The 17,064-nt window shown below is 58.7% G+C and carries 16 protein-coding genes; 5 read left to right on the top strand and 11 right to left on the bottom strand.

The features are described from left to right. Window positions 1-20 precede the first annotated feature (20 nt). From JHC09_RS11215 to JHC09_RS11195, 5 genes are all read left to right on the top strand, one after another. The gene (locus tag JHC09_RS11215) at window positions 21-1,502 is read left to right on the top strand and encodes an ABC transporter substrate-binding protein (RefSeq protein WP_199532004.1); all 1,482 of its coding nucleotides are present in this window, start codon (window positions 21-23) and stop codon (window positions 1,500-1,502) included. A gap of 26 nt (window positions 1,503-1,528) precedes the next feature. Next, on the top strand, window positions 1,529-2,188 hold the full coding sequence (locus JHC09_RS11210) for an isochorismatase family cysteine hydrolase (protein ID WP_169195417.1): 660 nt from the start codon (window positions 1,529-1,531) through the stop codon (window positions 2,186-2,188). 8 nt (window positions 2,189-2,196) lie between these two features. Next, a complete protein-coding gene (locus tag JHC09_RS11205; RefSeq protein ID WP_210338155.1) occupies window positions 2,197-3,624 on the top strand; it encodes an MFS transporter in 1,428 nt (475 codons plus the stop codon). Further along, entirely contained in the window at window positions 3,621-5,279 is a 1,659-nt protein-coding gene (locus tag JHC09_RS11200) for an ABC transporter ATP-binding protein (protein ID WP_199532002.1), read from the top strand. Before JHC09_RS11205 ends, JHC09_RS11200 begins: the two co-directional genes overlap by 4 nt. 166 nt (window positions 5,280-5,445) lie before the next feature. Next, complete coding sequence (locus JHC09_RS11195) at window positions 5,446-6,588, top strand: MFS transporter (RefSeq protein ID WP_199532001.1); 1,143 nt, start codon at window positions 5,446-5,448, stop codon at window positions 6,586-6,588. A 154-nt stretch (window positions 6,589-6,742) separates the two neighbouring features. Here the strand turns inward: JHC09_RS11195 and JHC09_RS11190 are convergent, their stop codons facing one another. The 11 genes from JHC09_RS11190 to JHC09_RS11140 form a co-directional block, all read right to left on the bottom strand. Continuing rightward, window positions 6,743-7,816: an NAD/NADP-dependent octopine/nopaline dehydrogenase family protein gene (locus tag JHC09_RS11190; protein WP_169195414.1), complete on the bottom strand. Its 1,074-nt coding sequence runs from the start codon at window positions 7,814-7,816 to the stop codon at window positions 6,743-6,745. A 24-nt stretch (window positions 7,817-7,840) separates the two neighbouring features. Next, window positions 7,841-9,034: an FAD-dependent oxidoreductase gene (locus tag JHC09_RS11185; protein WP_199532000.1), complete on the bottom strand. Its 1,194-nt coding sequence runs from the start codon at window positions 9,032-9,034 to the stop codon at window positions 7,841-7,843. A 19-nt stretch (window positions 9,035-9,053) separates the two neighbouring features. Further along, entirely contained in the window at window positions 9,054-9,965 is a 912-nt protein-coding gene (locus JHC09_RS11180; RefSeq protein WP_199531999.1) for an NAD(P)-dependent oxidoreductase, read from the bottom strand. Next, window positions 9,962-11,041, bottom strand: a complete 1,080-nt coding sequence (locus JHC09_RS11175; protein ID WP_199531998.1) for an ABC transporter ATP-binding protein — start codon at window positions 11,039-11,041, stop codon at window positions 9,962-9,964. The genes JHC09_RS11180 and JHC09_RS11175 overlap by 4 nt, the downstream gene beginning before the upstream one ends. Continuing rightward, the gene (locus JHC09_RS11170) at window positions 11,034-11,834 is read right to left on the bottom strand and encodes an ABC transporter permease (protein WP_169195410.1); all 801 of its coding nucleotides are present in this window, start codon (window positions 11,832-11,834) and stop codon (window positions 11,034-11,036) included. The genes JHC09_RS11175 and JHC09_RS11170 overlap by 8 nt, the downstream gene beginning before the upstream one ends. Window positions 11,835-11,837: 3 nt before the next feature. Beyond that, window positions 11,838-12,800: an ABC transporter permease gene (locus JHC09_RS11165; protein ID WP_199531997.1), complete on the bottom strand. Its 963-nt coding sequence runs from the start codon at window positions 12,798-12,800 to the stop codon at window positions 11,838-11,840. Window positions 12,801-12,892: 92 nt separating this feature from the next. Next, on the bottom strand, window positions 12,893-13,999 hold the full coding sequence (locus tag JHC09_RS11160) for an extracellular solute-binding protein (protein ID WP_199531996.1): 1,107 nt from the start codon (window positions 13,997-13,999) through the stop codon (window positions 12,893-12,895). 154 nt (window positions 14,000-14,153) lie between these two features. After that, window positions 14,154-14,474 (bottom strand): non-heme iron oxygenase ferredoxin subunit, encoded by a 321-nt coding sequence (locus JHC09_RS11155; RefSeq protein ID WP_169195407.1) that lies wholly within the window; start codon window positions 14,472-14,474, stop codon window positions 14,154-14,156. A gap of 14 nt (window positions 14,475-14,488) precedes the next feature. Further along, window positions 14,489-14,902, bottom strand: a complete 414-nt coding sequence (locus tag JHC09_RS11150; protein ID WP_169195406.1) for a Rieske (2Fe-2S) protein — start codon at window positions 14,900-14,902, stop codon at window positions 14,489-14,491. Window positions 14,903-14,911: 9 nt separating this feature from the next. Next, a complete protein-coding gene (locus JHC09_RS11145; RefSeq protein WP_169195405.1) occupies window positions 14,912-15,994 on the bottom strand; it encodes an amidohydrolase family protein in 1,083 nt (360 codons plus the stop codon). Beyond that, complete coding sequence (locus JHC09_RS11140) at window positions 15,994-17,052, bottom strand: amidohydrolase family protein (protein WP_199531995.1); 1,059 nt, start codon at window positions 17,050-17,052, stop codon at window positions 15,994-15,996. The genes JHC09_RS11145 and JHC09_RS11140 overlap by 1 nt, the downstream gene beginning before the upstream one ends. Between the last annotated feature and the right edge of the window lie 12 nt (window positions 17,053-17,064).

The raw sequence follows: 17,064 nt of genomic DNA, 5'->3' as shown, positions 1-17,064 counted from the left end.
ACCCAACACTGGAGAACACTATGATCCTCTCACGTCGCACTCTGCTGGCAACCACCACCGCCCTTCTCGCCATGACCGCGCTGTCGCCAGCCTTCGCTGCCGACAAAACCAGCGTCACCGCAGCACTGGTCGCCGAGCCTGTCAGCCTCAACCCGATCTACGACACCAGCCTGCCAGCCCTGAACGTTTTCTATAACGTCTTTGATCAGCTGACCGGCATTGACGCCTCGGGCGCTGTTGTTCCGCGCTTGGCTGACGCTTGGGCAGCCTCGGAAGACCTCAAGACTTGGACCTTCAACCTGCGTGAAGGCGCCACCTTCCACGACGGTTCGCCTGTCACCGCTGAAGACGTGCTCTTCACCTATGAAACAGCCATGACCGACAAGACCTCGCGTCTCGGTGGCTATCTCTCGACGGTCGAAAGCATCAGCGCTGAAGGCAATCGCATCATCTTCTCGCTGAAAATCCCATACGCACCGTTCGACCGTCAGGCGACGCTGATCCCGATCATTTCCAAGGCCGCATTTGAGACCATGGGCGTCGAAGCCTATGCCCGCAAGCCCATCGGCAGCGGCCCATACTCGGTCGAAAACTGGGCCAATAGCGACACCATCACTCTTCAGCGCTTTGACGCCTATTGGGGCAATAAGGGTACCTACGAAACCGTCATCTTCCAGCCGGTTCCCGATGAGACCACCCGCGCCAACTCGGTTCAGTCCGGCGATCTCGACATTGCCCTTCTTGGCCCATCCAGCGTGCCAGCCGTTGAAGGCTCGGGCAGCGCCAAGGTTGTCCACCAGCAGTCCAACCGCGTTGTCTATCTCGGCTTTAACGCCACCACGGCTCAGCTGAGCAATGCCAAGCTGCGTAAGGCCGCCGATCTGGCGCTGGATCGTCAGCTGCTGTCCTCGCGTCTGCTCAATGGCGCTGCCGAGCCAGCTTCCCAGCTCGTAGCCCCGGTGTCCTTCGGCTACAGCCCAGACATCGCCCCCACGACCTACAATCTCGATCAGGCCAAGGCTCTAGTTGCCGAAGCTGGCTATGACGGCACGGCCATCCCCCTGACCTACCCAAATACTGGTCTGCCGCAGATTGATCAGGTTGCACAGGCCATCGCCTTCTTCCTCGGCGAAGCGGGCATCACCGTGACCCTCGACCCGCAAGAAGCCAACACCTTCTCCAATTCGTGGTTCTCGGCCTCGCTTGGCGGCTTCTACCTCCACGCCTTTGCCCCATCGGTGATGGACGCAGACCTGCCCTTCAACATGCTGCTCCGCTCGGGCGGTCAGGGCTACGCCAACAATGCTGACATCGACGCTCTGCTCGACGTTCAGGTTGGCACTGCAGCGCAGAACGCACGCGCCGCAACACTGGCTCAGATCAGCACCATCGTTACCGAAAACACCTTCTACGCACCGCTGTTCGTGGACACCTATTCCTACGCTGTCACCCCAGACGTCGAGTGGTCCCCGCGTCCCGATGGCATGATCGTTTTCAACTAATTCACTGATTTCAGAGGGATATTAAAATGGCTGAACTCCACCCAATCCGCGAATACACCGGCGACGTTCCAAAGCACGAAACCGCAGTAATCGTTGTCGATATGCAGCGCGCCTTCTTCGACAATAACGATAGCCTCGGTCAGGCCGGTTTCGACGTCACCCCTTTGCGTGAGGCCATTCCGGGCACCATCGAGCTCGTCAACCTTGCCCGCGCCAATGGCGTGCCGGTGATCTTCACCCGCTACGTTTACTCCCCCGGCATGGTCGATTTCGGTCGCAAATACGGTGCAAACCCAGAAGCCCGTAAGTCCACCAATTCGCTTGGCTACGGCACTGCCGAAATCGAGATCATCCCAGAGCTGAACGTACAGCCCGATGAAGTTGTCATCGACAAGTCCCGTCCAAGCTCCTTCTACGGCACCCGCCTTGAGCCAGTGCTCACCGGCATGGGCGTCCGCAACGTCATCGTCTGCGGCGTCACCGCCAATATCTGCGTGGAAACCACCGTCCGCGACGCAGGCCAGCGCGACTATGGCACCTTCGTTGTTGCCGATGCTGTCGCCGAGTTCCTCCCAGAGCGTAAGCACTATGCCCTTTTCGGCATGGCTTGGTCCTTCGCCAACGTCGTCAACGTCGCCGACATCGCCCGCTCTTGGGCAGCGACTTCTGCAAGCGACGCTGCTTAGGAACACTTGTGTCTTCACTTTCACACTCAGCAGGGTCGGGCCAATCTTTGGCCCGGCCGGCAATCTTGGTGGCGCTTGGGTTTGCCGGGGTCATCGGTGCCCTGATGCAGACCCTTGTGCTGCCCCTGCTTCCGCTCTTTCCCTCGATGTTCAACGTCTCCATCGCCGCCGCTTCTTGGGTAGCGACATCGACCATGCTGGTCGGCGCCATCGGCGCCCCCTTGGTTGGTTGGCTGGGTGACCGTTTTGGACTCAAGTCGATGATCATGCTCTCGCTGGTCGCCTTGGCCATTGGCTCTTTCATCTCCGCCCTCGCCACCGATTTCACTACCATGATCATCGGGCGCGTCCTGCAGGGCTTTTCTGTCGGCATCGTCGGCCTCTCAATGGCCATGCTGCGCCGCCTCTGGCACGTCGAAGGCCTGCCCATGGCCGTCGGCATCATCGGCGGCACCATCGGCATTGGCACGAGTCTGGGCGTGCCTTTAGCGGGCTTCATCGTCTCCTTCGGCACCTGGCAAACCCTATTCTGGATCATGGGCGGCTCCGCCGTCCTCGCAACCCTTCTCATCTGGGTCGTCGTGCCCTCCGTCGCCCCCATCTCAAAGCAGCGCTTTGACCTCACCGGCGCGCTGGGCCTTGGTCTGATCCTTACCCTCATTCTTTTGCCGTTGAGCCTGGCTGCCGATGGCGAAATGTCCATTCCCATGAGCGCCACCCTGCTCATCATCGCCGCTGCGCTCCTCTGTGCTTGGGTCTGGCACCAGAACCGCACGCCACAACCTTTTGTGGATCTAAGCCTCCTGCGGGTTCCGGCCGTCTCGACCAGCCACCTCATCGCACTCTTCCTCGGTTTCGGCTTCTTCCTCAGCTTCACCGGCACCATCACCATCAGCCAAATGCCCATGCACAATGGCGTCGGCCTTGGCGGCACCGTCCTCACCACCGGCTTTGTGCAATTGCCCGCCAGCCTCATCGCCATTGTCTCGCCGCCCTTGGCCGGGCTCATGGTCGTCCGTTCAGGTGTCCGCGCCGCAATTGCCACCGGCATAGCCGTCTCCATCGCAGCCTTTTTGGCGCGCTGTTTTTATCTCGATAACTCCATCTACGTGGCGCTCTCGACCATGTTCCTCTCGGGCGGCATTTCCTTTGCCTTCGCAGCCCTGCCCGTGGCCCTGATGAGCGCGACCCCCACGGACAAGCTCGGCGCCAGCAATGGCTTCAATATGCTCAGCCGCCAGATGGGCGCAGCCGCCGCTAGCGTCGCCGGAGCCGTTATCGTTGCGCTCCACCTTGATTACGTCACCCGCTCTGGCCCTGAAGGTTTTTACTGGCTCTTCGGCCTTGGCGGCGTGTCCACGCTGATCGCGCTCATCCTCGCTCTCAGCACCAAAACCCTCAATTCCGCACCCCTTTCGCAGGAGACATTGTCATGACTGAAAGCTCGAACCCACTGCTCGTTCTTCGCGATGTGTCCATCGAATTTGAGACCTCGCGCGGCCCTGTGACCGCCGTCCGCAATTTCAATCTCACCCTGCCCGCAGGCCGAAAACTGGCCATCGTTGGCGAGTCCGGGTCCGGCAAATCCACCATTGCTGCCGCCATCAATGGCCTTCTGGCCGATAATGGCCGCGTCTCCACTGGCGAGATTTTCTTTGATGGTCAGGACGTCACCAAGCTTGACCAAAAGGGCCTCCGTGCCCTGCGCGGCAAGAGCATCGGGCTCGTCCCCCAGGACCCGATGACCAATCTCAACCCGCTTCAGCGCGTCGGCACCCAGATCGCCGAAGCGCTCGAAGTGCATGGTCAGGCCAATAGCACCCAAGCGTTCAAGCGCGCCGTCGAATTACTCGACATGGTCGGCATCAACGAGCCCGCCCGCCGCGCCCGCCAATATCCGCATGAGCTTTCCGGCGGCATGCGCCAGCGCGTCCTCATCGCCATGGGCCTTGCCTGCCGCCCGCGCCTCCTGATCGCCGACGAGCCCACCAGCGCGCTCGACGTCACGGTGCAAAAGGTCATTCTCGAAGAGCTCGAGAGCCTCACCCAGCAGTTGGGGACCGCCCTCATCCTCATCACCCACGATCTCGCCCTCGCCGCAGAGCGCTGTGACGATGTGGTGGTGATGTATCGTGGTGATGTCGTTGAAACCGGCACGGCCGCCGAAGTCATGGCCAATCCGCAGCACGAATACACCCGCCGCTTGATTGCCGCCGTGCCAACCATGGTCACCCCACCACTGGTCAGGCCCTTCCCCACGACCCAAGACACAAGCCGTCGACCCCTCGTTGAGCTTGTCGCCGTCCAGAAAGTCTATCCCGGCCGTCAGGGCATGTTCTCCAAGGGGGCCGATTTCACCGCAGTCCAGAACTCCTCCTTCACCATCCAGCGCGGCCAGACCGTCGCTGTGGTCGGGGAATCCGGCTCGGGAAAATCCACCACAGCCAAAATGCTGCTCAAGATCGAAGAGCCCACCTCGGGCGACATCGTCTTTGACAGCGGCACCATCACCCATTTGCGCGGCAAAGACCTGTTCGACTTCCGCCGCCGCGTTCAGCCCGTCTTCCAAAACCCCTTCGGCTCGCTTGATGCGCGTTACACGGTCCGCCAATCCGTCGAAGAGCCGATGATCCTGCATGGCATCGGCACCGCCGCCGAACGCCGCGATCGGGTCGATGAGCTTTTGCAGCAAGTCGCCCTGCCCGCAGCCCTTGCCGATCGTCGCCCTGCAGAAATTTCGGGCGGCCAGAGCCAGCGCGTCGGTATCGCCCGCGCCCTCGCCCTAAAACCCGAACTCGTCGTCCTCGACGAAGCGGTTTCCGCCCTCGACGTTCTGGTGCAGGAACAAATCCTCATTCTGCTGGCCAAGCTGCAGGAGGAGCTAGGCCTCTCCTATCTCTTCATCAGCCACAACCTCGCCGTCGTCCGCATGATCGCCCATCAGGTGCATGTGATGAAAGCGGGCGCTATCGTCGAGTCCGGTACGCCCGACGAAATTTTCCTAAATCCTCAGCACGCCTATACCCGCGAGTTGATCGCCTCCATTCCAGGTGCAGCGCCGCCGAGCCACGCGCTCAAAGCGGCAAGCTGATCACCCTCCACCACGGCTGCGCTCCGGCGCAGCCGTCGCGCGCGGCAACGAGATCTTCGCCAAAAAATATTCGCCCTACGACCGGCAAATATCTCTTTTTGCCATGCTGACTTAATCAGCGGATGCAATACGATACCGGCCATGCGGTCAGGGCAGTTTTTGCATCATGTCGTTCTACGCCTATTATTTTGCGCTCTATGCCCAAATCGCAATTGGCATAAGTTTCATGCCGCTGTGGCTGCAGTCTGAAGGCCTCAGCATCCAAGACATTGGAACCATGACTGCCGCCGGGGCCCTATTGGCAGTTTTGATCAATCCCATCGTTGGCGGATTGGCAGACAAAACCGGCCAAGCCAAGTTCATCCTCCTTGGCCTCATCGCTCTTGCCCTGTTCGCCAATGCCGGGCTGCAGCTGGCCTCAACGCCGGTTGCCATAGCCGGTATTTTCCTCTTCTCGCGCTTCGTCAGCGCCCCGTTCATTCCCCTGAGCGAGTCCATCCTGCTCGCCAACCTCGCCTCCACGCGGCTTGAGTTCGGCAAGGTGCGCGCTTGGGGCTCTGGCGCTGTTGTCGTCACCACGCTTCTGTGTGGCTATCTAGTCGATTGGCAGGGCACTGCGGCCGTCATCGTCTTGGTCAGCGTCGTGCTGGTGTGCCAAGCCGTTCTGGCCAGCGCCCTCCCGCGCAGAACCCGCACCCGCGATCAAGCGACCTCGCTGGCCACGATCAGCACCGCCATACGGAACCGCAGCTTCTTGCTGCTCGTTGGCAGCGCCGCAATCGCGCAATCCTGCCATGGCGTCTTCTACGCCTACAGCACGTTCCGCTGGATCGAGGCTGGTCACTCAACACTCGCCATTGGCGCGTTTTGGGCGCTTGGCGTTGGCGCTGAAGTGTTCGCCTTCGCGCTCTCTAGCCGCGTTTCCGCACGCCTCACTGCTGGCAAAATTATCGCCATTGGCACCATAGCGAGCGTTCTGCGCTGGGGCACCTTCGCCTATTCGGCAGATCTCTACCCCACGCTCTTCATGCAGCTCTTGCAAACTGGTTCGCTGGCCATGACCCAAATCGGTGTCGCCACCTATATGCGCCGCAACATCCCAGTCGAAGCACTCTCAAGTGCAACCGGCACCTATGCCGCTGGGACAGGGCTCATCTCGGCCCTCTTCATCCTCGTCGCCGGACAGCTTTACGCCCTCGACAGTGCTCTGGTATTCTTATGCACCAGCATAGCTTGCATCTTCGCGTCTATTGTCGCCCTCTTGTTAGTCCGTACAGAAAACAACAGCGCGACACCAACATCACCCTGATACGCCAAAGCGCCTTATCGCTGATGGCCTTTCTGCCAATACCAAGTCACTCAAAAAGTTAGAAGCTGGCCACAGTCCGTGGTCAGCTTCTCATCATGCGACAGATATTCAGGGTAAGTCGCCAGCGCCCACAGTGCGGCCGCTGGCAAAAAGCTTAAAAGCCCTGAGTGAACTTCTGGTTGATCTGATCGACCGACAGCTCGTCGATACCCAGCGCCACGGCCATGGTGTTTTTGGTGCGATAGTCGCGATCGCGCATGATTTGATACATGTCGATGACACGTGTCACATTTGGCGTCTGAATGCCCGCAATGCGGCCAAAACGTTCAAGCGTTACAAGGTTGTACGGTATCTCTTCCTCAACATAGCGGTGCTCGATCTTGCGCGGACCATTGCGGAAGGTGCGTTCGTAGGTCAGTGGGAACAGCACTTCACGAACAGTCGCGTCAGGACGCTGACCCTGGGTAAAAATCCCAGCAGCGCTTGGGCTATCGATGCCAAAGGCCTTGGCGACAGCGCGGCGGTCTTGGTCGAGCGCATTGATCAGGCGACTGATGGACTCGGTGACGTAGTAATAGCCGCACCATTCCTCACCCTCTTCCATGCGGGTGATATTGCCCATCACAAGGCCGGAGTGAACAATGCCGCCCATGGCCATCAGGCCAACTTCCAAGGCGCTGCCAAAGCCCTTGAAGCGGTCACCGAAGGCTTCAGAGACAACAGCGATAGCACGGTCGGTCTGGTCCGCTGGAATAGCTGAAATGCGCGCCATCTTCTTGGGCGGCACTTGCACAGCGTCATTTGGGCCAAGCTTACGCCCCATGGTCATTGGACCATTGAGCACAGCAATCAGGGTCTTCTTGCCCGCATCAGCCAAGAGCTTGGAGAGATAGAGATCGCCCAGACCCATTTGACCGCCGGTGATCAGCACGGTGTGCTCATCGGTCAAATAGGGCACCAGCTGATTGAAAATCGAGCGCTGACCATAGGCCGGAATAGCGATCAGGATCAGCTTGGCGGACTCGACCAGAAGCTTTGGATCTTCGACGAAATTCACATCGAACGTGCCGTTCACGCTGCCCGTCGTGGTGATTTTATTGTTCTCACGCAGGCCCATGGTCCCACGACCCGACGGCGACCAGAGCGTCACGTCATTGCCGAGGAGGCGGAGCAAACAGGCGGACGTAAAACCAACGGCACCAGCGCCTGCGATAGCGACTTTCGTCATGACAAAGTGTTCCTAGATTTGAATTTACGAATTGAGGCGCTTCGCCTTGGAGAGATCGCCATAGACCTCGCCTGCTTGGATGGATTTGAGCGCCATACGCAGCCGTCGCGGGTCGTCAGCACTCATCGCAAACACGATCACCCCATCGTCATTGAGATAAAGGACCGAGAACTTCCCGTCCGCACGGTCGCCTTCTTCAACCACCTGCGTGGCCAGAGCGGCATTGCCAGCCATCTGGAAATTGCGGCCGAACTGATCGGTCCAAAACCGTGTTGTCGGCGCATAGACTGTCGGCGTGCCAGACAGCGTTTTCGCCATGGCCGCAGCGTGGTCCATGGCGTTGTACCAGGTCTCAAGCATTGCGTGCGTTTTGGAGCCGTCATGGAAGAACTCGGCAACATCGCCCAGCGCATAGATCGCCGGATCGGACGTCTGACCGTAAGTATCAACAATGATCCCGCGACCGACCGCGAGCCCCGCCGCAGTGGCCAGTTCGGTATTGGGCGACATGCCGATGCCCGCGACGATTAGACCAGCCTCAAGCGCCTGCCCATCCGCCAAGACCAGCTGATAGCCCACCTCTTTTGCCTCAATCGCGGCAAGACCGGCGTTAAAGTGAAACGCGACGTCACGCTCGACATGGACCGCTTGGAAAAAGTCACGTTCAGGCGCTGGCAGCAATCGCCCCATAACGCTTGAGGTGGCTTCAACGACATGCACGTGCACCCCGAGGTCTCGCGCCACGGAAGCCAGTTCAAGACTAATCACCCCGGCGCCAATGCAGACCAGCGAAGACCCCGCCGTCAGCTTTTGGCGGATTGCCAGAGCATCCTCAAAACTGCGCAGATAGGCCACATGCTCCGAGCCCGGAACAGCAAGCCGCCTTGGGCTTCCGCCCGTTGCGAGGATCAACTGATCATAGGCCAGCGTCTGCCCCGATTGCAGCACCACCACACGCTCTGCGCGATTGATCTCGGCAACCCGGCTATCGAGTAGAAGCGCAATATTGCGCTCCGCCCAAGCCTCCGGAGGGAGCAGATAGGGCGGCGCAGGTTCATCGGCCAGCAGCACCGCCTTGCTCAGCGGCGGCCGATCGTAAGGCGCATACGCTTCCTCAGAAATCACCGTCAGAGCAATATCAGCCGAGGCTTTGCGGAGAGCGGTGGCCAGCGCATAGCCGGCCAAGCCACCCCCAATGATTACGATCGATTGTGTCATGCCAAGAGGCCGCTCTTTGTCAGTTGCCAAAATGGTCGCGCAATTGGCCCAGAATGATCTCGGCACGCAGCGGCAGCACTTCAACGCTTGAGCTGCCCTGATGTGGGCTCAGCAACACACGGTCGATCTGCATCAGCTCTGCCGGAACGCGCGGCTCATCGGCGAACACATCAAGTCCGGCCCGTTCAATCGTGCCGTTCTGCAACGCCGCAATCAGCGCTGCCTCATCGACCACAGACCCACGCGCCACATTGACCAACCATCCGCCCGGCCCCAAGGCTGCCAAGACGTCTGCGTTGATAATGTTCTGCGTCTCCGGGCCACCCGGGCACGACAACATCAAAGTGTCAGACCACTTTGCAAGCTCAAGCAGATCCGCTTCATAGCGGTAGTCGACGTCCTTAGGACGGGGGCCGTAGTAGGCGACCTCCATGCCAAACGCCGCGCAGCGATGCGCGATCTGAAGGCCAATGCCGCCGAGCCCAACAATACCCACCTTGCGCCCACGCAAGAGATTGCCCGGACGATAGCGACGCTCCGGCCACAGATTGGCCCGCACATGCGCATCGGCCCCGGTGATATCGCGGGCGATACCGAGCAACAGCGCCAGCGCCAAATCCGCAACCGTGTCGTTCAGCGCCGCAGAGTTGTTGAACAGCGCAATGCCGCGACGCTTAACCGCCTCCACGTCGATGGGATCAACACCGGCCGTGTAGCAGGCGATAATGTCCAGCGCGGGCAGTTGCTCCAGCAGCTCTTCGCGCACATAGCCGCGCGAGCCGGTCACGATCCCACGGATGCGCGGGCCCACTTCGGCCAGCATAGCGCTGCGCGCCTCACCCTCTTCGGGCAGCTGATGGACCGTGAAATGCTCAGCAATACGCTCAGCCGCAGGCGATGGAATTTTGATGAGCGCGAGAAGTTCGATCACTTAGCTTCTGCCGTGTTCATGAGAAGGGTATTTTGCGTGCTCCAGGCCATAACCACCTGATCACCAGCGGGAAAATTCTGCTCGGCTGACGCGGTGACAGCGAAGCGAACGCCATTGACCTCAACAGTGTAATGAACAGAGCTGCCGCGGAAGACGCGGTCTTCAATACGGCCGTTGAGCATATTGTCCTGCCCCACGCCTTGCTGGTTGGCATGCAGCGTGATCTTGTCCGGACGCACGCCGATGAGGTTCGAGCCAATCTTCACGTCCGCCGAAGCCGGCACAGCGCGCAAATCGAACTGCCCCCAGGCCACGTTGGCCAAACCATCGGCCAGCGTTTTGACTTGAACCGGCAGAAAGTTCATCTCGCCGATAAAGCGGGCAACGAACTCGGTCCGTGGAAAATTGTAGAGCTCTTCCGGCGAGCCCATCTGTTCGATGCGCCCTTCGTTCATCACCACAATCGTGTCGGACATGGTCAGCGCTTCTTCCTGATCATGGGTGACCAGAACGAAGGTTTTGCCGGTAGCGCGCTGCAAGCGACGCAGTTCGTCCTGCATTTCGCGGCGCAGCTTTGCGTCGAGCGCCCCCAGCGGTTCGTCGAGCAGCAGCAGTGGCGGGTTCGGCGCAAGCGCACGAGCCAAAGCCACGCGCTGACGCTGACCGCCAGACAATTCGCTCGGCATACGGCGATGCATGGTGTCGAGCTGAACCAGCTTAAGCAGTTCATCAACGCGCGCCGTAACCTCGGCTTCCGGCAGCCCCTTGAGCTGCAAGCCAAAGGCAACGTTCTGCCGAACGGTCAGGTGTGGGAACAGCGCATAGTCTTGAAACACCATGTTCACATTGCGCTTATGCGGCGGGATATTCGTTGAATCCACTCCCTCAATGTAAATCTTGCCGCTGGTCGGTTCTTCAAACCCACCCACCATACGCAGCGTCGTCGACTTCCCGCAGCCCGATGGTCCAAGCAGGGTGACAAACTCGCCAGACTTCAATTCGAGCGACAGCGACTTAACGGCGACGAAATCAGAAAACTCTTTGGTGACGGCGTCAACCTTGAGAACGTTAGCCATTGTTCATCCTTCTGCGAACCATGCGCTCGGTGTAGAGGCCAATACAAATCGTCACGACGAGGATCATGGTGGACATAGCCGCCAGACTAGGCGTGAGACCGGAGAAAATGCGGCCGTAAATCAGGACAGGAAGTGTCGGGTTGTAGCCGCCCAAGAAGAACGAGCGGACGAAGTCGTCAAAGCTCGACAGCATTGAGAACACCGTCCCGCCGATCAGCGCGGGCATGAGATAGGGCAGTGTCACGCGCACGAAGGTGACGAAGCTATCCGCCCCCAAATCGCGCGCTGCTTCGGTAATATTCTTCGGCATCCCATTGAGACGGGTCAGCGCCATCAGGGTCATGTAAGGCACACTATGGATCGCATGCGCCATGATGATGGCTGTCGTGCCAGGCGGAATACCCACTGACTGCGCAAAGATGCGCAGCGAAATGGCCGAAACGATGGACGGCACAACCAGCGGCATACAGGCCAGAGCGAAAATAATCGGGCGGCCCCAAAGCTTGGCGCGGGCCAACAGCACCGCCACCCAAACACCGACGATCAGCGCAATCAGCGTCGAAATCACCGCGATGTAGAGCGACAGGCCCAGCGCGCTGTGGAACTCGCGATCTTGCGCGACTTCGAGGAACCAACGCGTGGTCCACTTCTCAATCGGGAAGCCGAGGAAAACGCCATCCTTAAAGCTCATCATCACAACGATCATGAGCGGGCTGAGGAGGTAGAAGGCAAAGGCCGCATAAGCGAAGCCGAGCCAGCTCCAGTTTTGCGTCAGTTTGGTGAAGAACTTCATCGATCAGTACTTCTTCTTGGCGCGCAGAAGCGAATGCAGAACGCCGCTGATGATCAAGGCACTGACAAACAGGATGATCGCGAGCGCTGCGCCGCGTGGCCAGGTCAGGCTGGATTCATGGAAGTAGGAGGCGATGACCTGCGCAAACAGATTGCTATCTGTGCCAGCAAGGATCATCGGCACGGTGTAAACACCGGTGGTAATCAGGAAAACCAGCGTCACACCCGTCGCGATACCATCGCGCATGAGCGGCAGCGTCACCTTGAAAAAGCGGGTAATGCCGTTGGCGCCGAGGTCTGAAGCGGCTTCAAGCACATTGGTTGGGATCTTCTCAATGGCGGCATAAAGCGGCACGAGCATGAACAGCGCCACGACGTACAGCATCCCTGCCCCCAGCGAGAACCAGGTGTATAGAAAGGGGATCGGGCGCTCGATGAAATTGGCCCACATCAACACGAGATTGATCGCGCCGTTCGAGGCAAAAATCAGCACATAAGAGAACACGCGGATAAGCTCGCCCACCCACGATGGCACCATGGCCAAGAGCAACAACCGCACCTGCCAGTTCTTCGGCACTTTCTTGGCGATGAAATAGGCCAGCGGCGTCATCAGCACGAGCGCGACGAACGACACCACAACCGCAAAGCCCATTGTCCTCAAGAACGGCAGATAGACCGTGTAGTCGGTAAACAAGAGCAGGTAATGCTCAAAAGTCCGGACTTCAGACTGTCCCGCTGGCACAGGATATTGCTGGAGCAGGCTGATATTGAGCATCTGTCCTAGCGGAAAAATGTTCCACAGAACGAGCCAAGCAACAGGAAGCACCACCATCAGGATGGAGGCCAGCTTCAGGTTACGGTTGAGGAAACCGGAAAGCGCGCGGTAAGGCGCGTTGGACATGAGAAGGTACGACCAGTGGACCTTCCCTTCGCTGCGGCGCTTTGTGGCGACAACTGTTGAGCTCATAGGCTGCTCTATATCTTTCGCATATCAAAGACCGAGACATGCGTGGGGGCCGCAGGGACCCGCGCAGCGTTTCAGCTGCGCGGGTGTTTGCATCAAGCTTCGCGCAAGCCAGCGCCGTACTGATCGAGCAAGCCGTAACGGTTGTCGTCGGCGCCCTTCACGTCGAGCCAGGTAATGCGCTTGAGCTGTTCATCCGAGAATTGGATCGCCTGAGCTTCCGCTTCGGTCAGGCCCGATGTCGCATCAAGGAAGGTCGACAAGCTGCCGGACGAACGGGTCATCGACGAGCCAATGCTCTCCTGCTGCAGCAAGAAGTCGATGAACTTATAGGTGTTTTCCTGGTTCGCTGAATTCTTGAACAGCGAGTAGTTGTAGGTCCAGCCAGTGGTGCCTTCGACCGGAATTCCCGGCTGAACGCTGCTGTCTGCACCGGCAAGGAGCATTGCGGTTTCGGTAAAGCCCATGCCCGCGTCAATTTCATTGCCGAAATAGAGCTGCTGGAATTCAGCAGTGGTGTCATACCACTTGCGCAGAACATGCTTACGGGAAATGGCGTATTCGCGGCATTCCTTGAGCATGGCTTCGACGGCAGCAGAGTCACCGTTGTAACCGGTCCAGACATCCTGCAAACCAAGATGGAACATGGCTGCATAGAGCGCGCTGCCCGGACGCAGGGTGACGCGACCGGCATATTTGTCACCGAAAATGGTTTCCCAGGTTTCGGTGTCTTCCGGCGCAACCACGCCCTTGCGGCTTGCCATCATGGCAAAACCGGTCAGGACTGGGATACCGTAGCGCTTGCCCTGAATGAACTGAGCGTCCGCATCGCGGTAGACCGGGTTGATCTTGGACATGCCCGGAAGCTTGGACTCGTCGATTTCGGCCAGATAATCGGTGGCGATGTAAGCGAACATGCGGTGGCCCGCGATGATCGACATATCGGTCTGGCGCTGATCACCTTCGGCAGCCAGCAGATTGAAAATTTGCGACTGATCGGTTGTCGAGCGCAGATTGATGACGATGCCGGTTTCCTGCGTGAACTTCTCGCGCAGGTCCTTCGGCACGTAAGAGTCGTGACCAACAATGTTGACCACGCCTGCGGCGTGTGCGCGGCCGATCAGGGCTGGCATCGCCAAGCCTGTGGCGAGCGTCGCAGCACCAGCCTTCAAAAATCCACGGCGGTTCAGCTTGAAATTCATCTTATTATCCTCTCACCCTCTAATGCGTGTCGGAATTCCCCAATTCTGACACGCTAATACACGTCGGGTTATCGTACCAGTTGACGGACGACTAACCTTGGTGCGTTCCCTAGAATAGAAATCCAAGCCTTACCGCTGATTAGAAATTCTCTTTTCAATCAGCCAGTTCGACGTGAATCTCTTCTCCTTCAACCCGGACCTTATAGGCCCGAATTGCCACCTCGCAGGGCGCCAAAGTGGGCTCCCCAGTCAGCGTATCGAAACACCCACCATGCAATGGGCATTCAACATGGCCTTCATCGGTCAGCCAGCCGTCAGACAAGAAGGCTTGGCCGTGTGAGCAGAGGTCGTCAGTGGCGCGGAATTCGCCGCCGGGCATATGGTACAGGGCGATCTGACGATCCCCAACAAACACCTTGAGAATCTCCCCCTCGGAGACATCGGCGACAGCAGCAACACGAACACTAGACGACATACGCAAACAGCTCTTTAGACAGACACAACGATATAGTTATCATCGACCGAAACCTCAAAAGTCTCAGCCTTATAGGGGCCTTTAACAACTTCATTGCCGGAGGCAACTTCGCTGAAATAGGTCTTCACCTTGGTGTTCGCCGGGTCGAACCATGATTGCCCCGTGCGGATGTCAAACTCCCAACCGTGGTTGGGGCACATGACAATCTCACCCTGACGTTTCATGCACGGACGGCCCGGACCATCATGGCCCGCCAGACCAGAGCGCACACCCGAACTCAGCGGCGCACCTTGGTGCGGGCACTTGTCCAGCAGGGCGAAATATTCGCCATCGAGATTGTATACGACAATCGGACGACCACCCGCCTTGAATGCGAGCTGCGCGCCTGGAGCAATATCACCGACCTTGGCAACAACGTATTTCGCCATCAGAACCTCCTAGAGACGCAGGAACTTGCGGGCGTTATCGGAGAACACCTTACGGCGCTCCTCAGCCGAGAGCGGGAAGGTGAACACGTAACGCGGATCGTCAAAGTCCCAATGCGGGTAGTCCGATGCGAAGCACAGGTTGTCCCAACCAACCCATTCCATGATTTGACGCAGATCCGCCGGATTCTTGTATACGTCCATAGGCTGGGTCGAAACATAGACGTTCGAGGCGAAGTATTCCGAAGGCTTGCGCTTGAGGTTCGGCACTTCCGAACGCATGGTTTCCCAGAGCTTGTCCAAGCGCCACAGCGTCGACGGCACCCAGGTAAACGCCCCTTCCACCAGCAAAAGCTTGAGGTCAGGGAATTCCTCGAACACGCCTTCCATGATCATGCTCATAGCAAAGGCGGTGAAACCACCATGGGTCAGCTGGTGCTGCTGCACGTGGTAGGAGGCCCAGCCTGCATTGCCCATTGGCGGCGTGCCGCCATTGCCGCCCACATGCACACCAATCGGCAAGCCATGCTCAACAGCTGCCTTGTAAATCGGCCAATAGCGACGACGCCCAGCCGGTTCAGTATTGCGCTGCAACAGCCCAACCTGCGCCACCAGCGGGTTCTTGCCGAGGCGATTGATTTCCTCAACCGCTGCCTCTGTATGATCCTGCGTGACCGTGATCGAGGTGCGCAGGCGATTGTCTTCCTGCGACCAGCGTTCCAGCTGCCAATCGTTGACGGCCGAGGCCATGGCCACGCCCAGATCCAAATGGCGCTGCATGCCACCGGTCGGCGACAAAGGCTGCAAAAGGCCAATCTCGACATTATGCGGATTGAGATACTGCTCCTGCATAAACGCTAGATCAGTCCCCGGAATGCCACCGCCCGGCGGATACGCGTCGCGACGGGAAATGTTCGGCTCGATACCGGCATAGGGGTCGAGGCCAAAGAATGGCCCCTTCGACGCCCCGCGATAGAGGTCGTGCATTTCGTGCCACTTGGCGGGCAGGAAGGTCTTTAGCAATTCAGGCGGGCAGACAGGATGGATATCGCAGTCAACGATGCCGTTCTGAACAGGAGAGGTTGGAGAGCTCATCAGACCGCCTCAGACAAACGCGTATAAGTTGCGAGTGGGTTTATGCTTTTGAGGCGAGCGATCCGCTCGTCACTCAGGCCAGTTGGCAAGGCGTTGTCGCCGTTGAACTGGAAGTGCGGATAGTCCGTGGAGAACAACAGCATGTCCTCCGAACCCAGCATGTCGATGACCCGATTGACGATCTCGCCATTGTTCGGCGCATCAAACGGCTGGGTGGTGAAACGGAAGTGTTTGCGCGCGTAGTCCCATGGGGATTTATCAACCCACGGCACTTCACGGCGCAGCGCCATCCACTTGTTTTCCGCGTCGGTCAGATAGGACGGAACCCAGGTCACACCCGATTCCAGCATCACCACCTTGAGGTCCGGAAACTCCGAGAAAACGCCTTCGTAGATCAGGCTCAACATCTGGTGCGCCATGGTCGACGCCTGCAAAGCATAGTCTTCCAGATAAAGCGAGTGATTGCCGATATAGCTCTGCTGGTAGCGACCACCGCCACCCGGATGGATCGCGATTGGCAGGCCATGCTTGGCCGCAGCGCGATAAATCGGCCAATAATAGCGGCGCCCAAAGGGCATATCGCCAGCCACAGGCATCACCACCTGCACAAAGCGACGATCACCCGCCAGACGCTCAATTTCTTCTGCGGCGAGGTCTGGGTCTTGGATCGACACCATGATCGAGCCGCGCAGGCGCGCATCCTTGGCCAACCAATTCTCGATCAGCCAATCATTGCTGGCCTTACACGTCGCCGCTGCGAAGTAGGGATTGAAGAATGAGGACGCCCCGTTGAGCACGGTGCAAATGGCAATATCAACCTTAAACGGATCGAGCAGCTGCCCCTGCAGCACATCAAGGCTCGCCCCCGCACGCGGTTCAGTCCCCAGCCAATCTGGGCGAGCACTCAAAGGCAAAGATGGGCGGTAAATGCCCAGATCCATGCCGTTCAGCTCACGCATCGAGACGAAGTCACGCCAATAGTCATCGTAATAGGGCAGTAGATCCTGCAACCCGCTAATGGCCGGGTGAACATCACAGTCGATGGTGTTGTACGCCATTTTCATCTCCTG

It is taken from the genome of Devosia sp. MC532, assembly GCF_016461625.1.
GTDB lineage: Bacteria > Pseudomonadota > Alphaproteobacteria > Rhizobiales > Devosiaceae > Devosia.
Note: the sequence above shows the minus strand (reverse complement) of the source record. Positions and strands in the feature narration are given on the sequence as shown.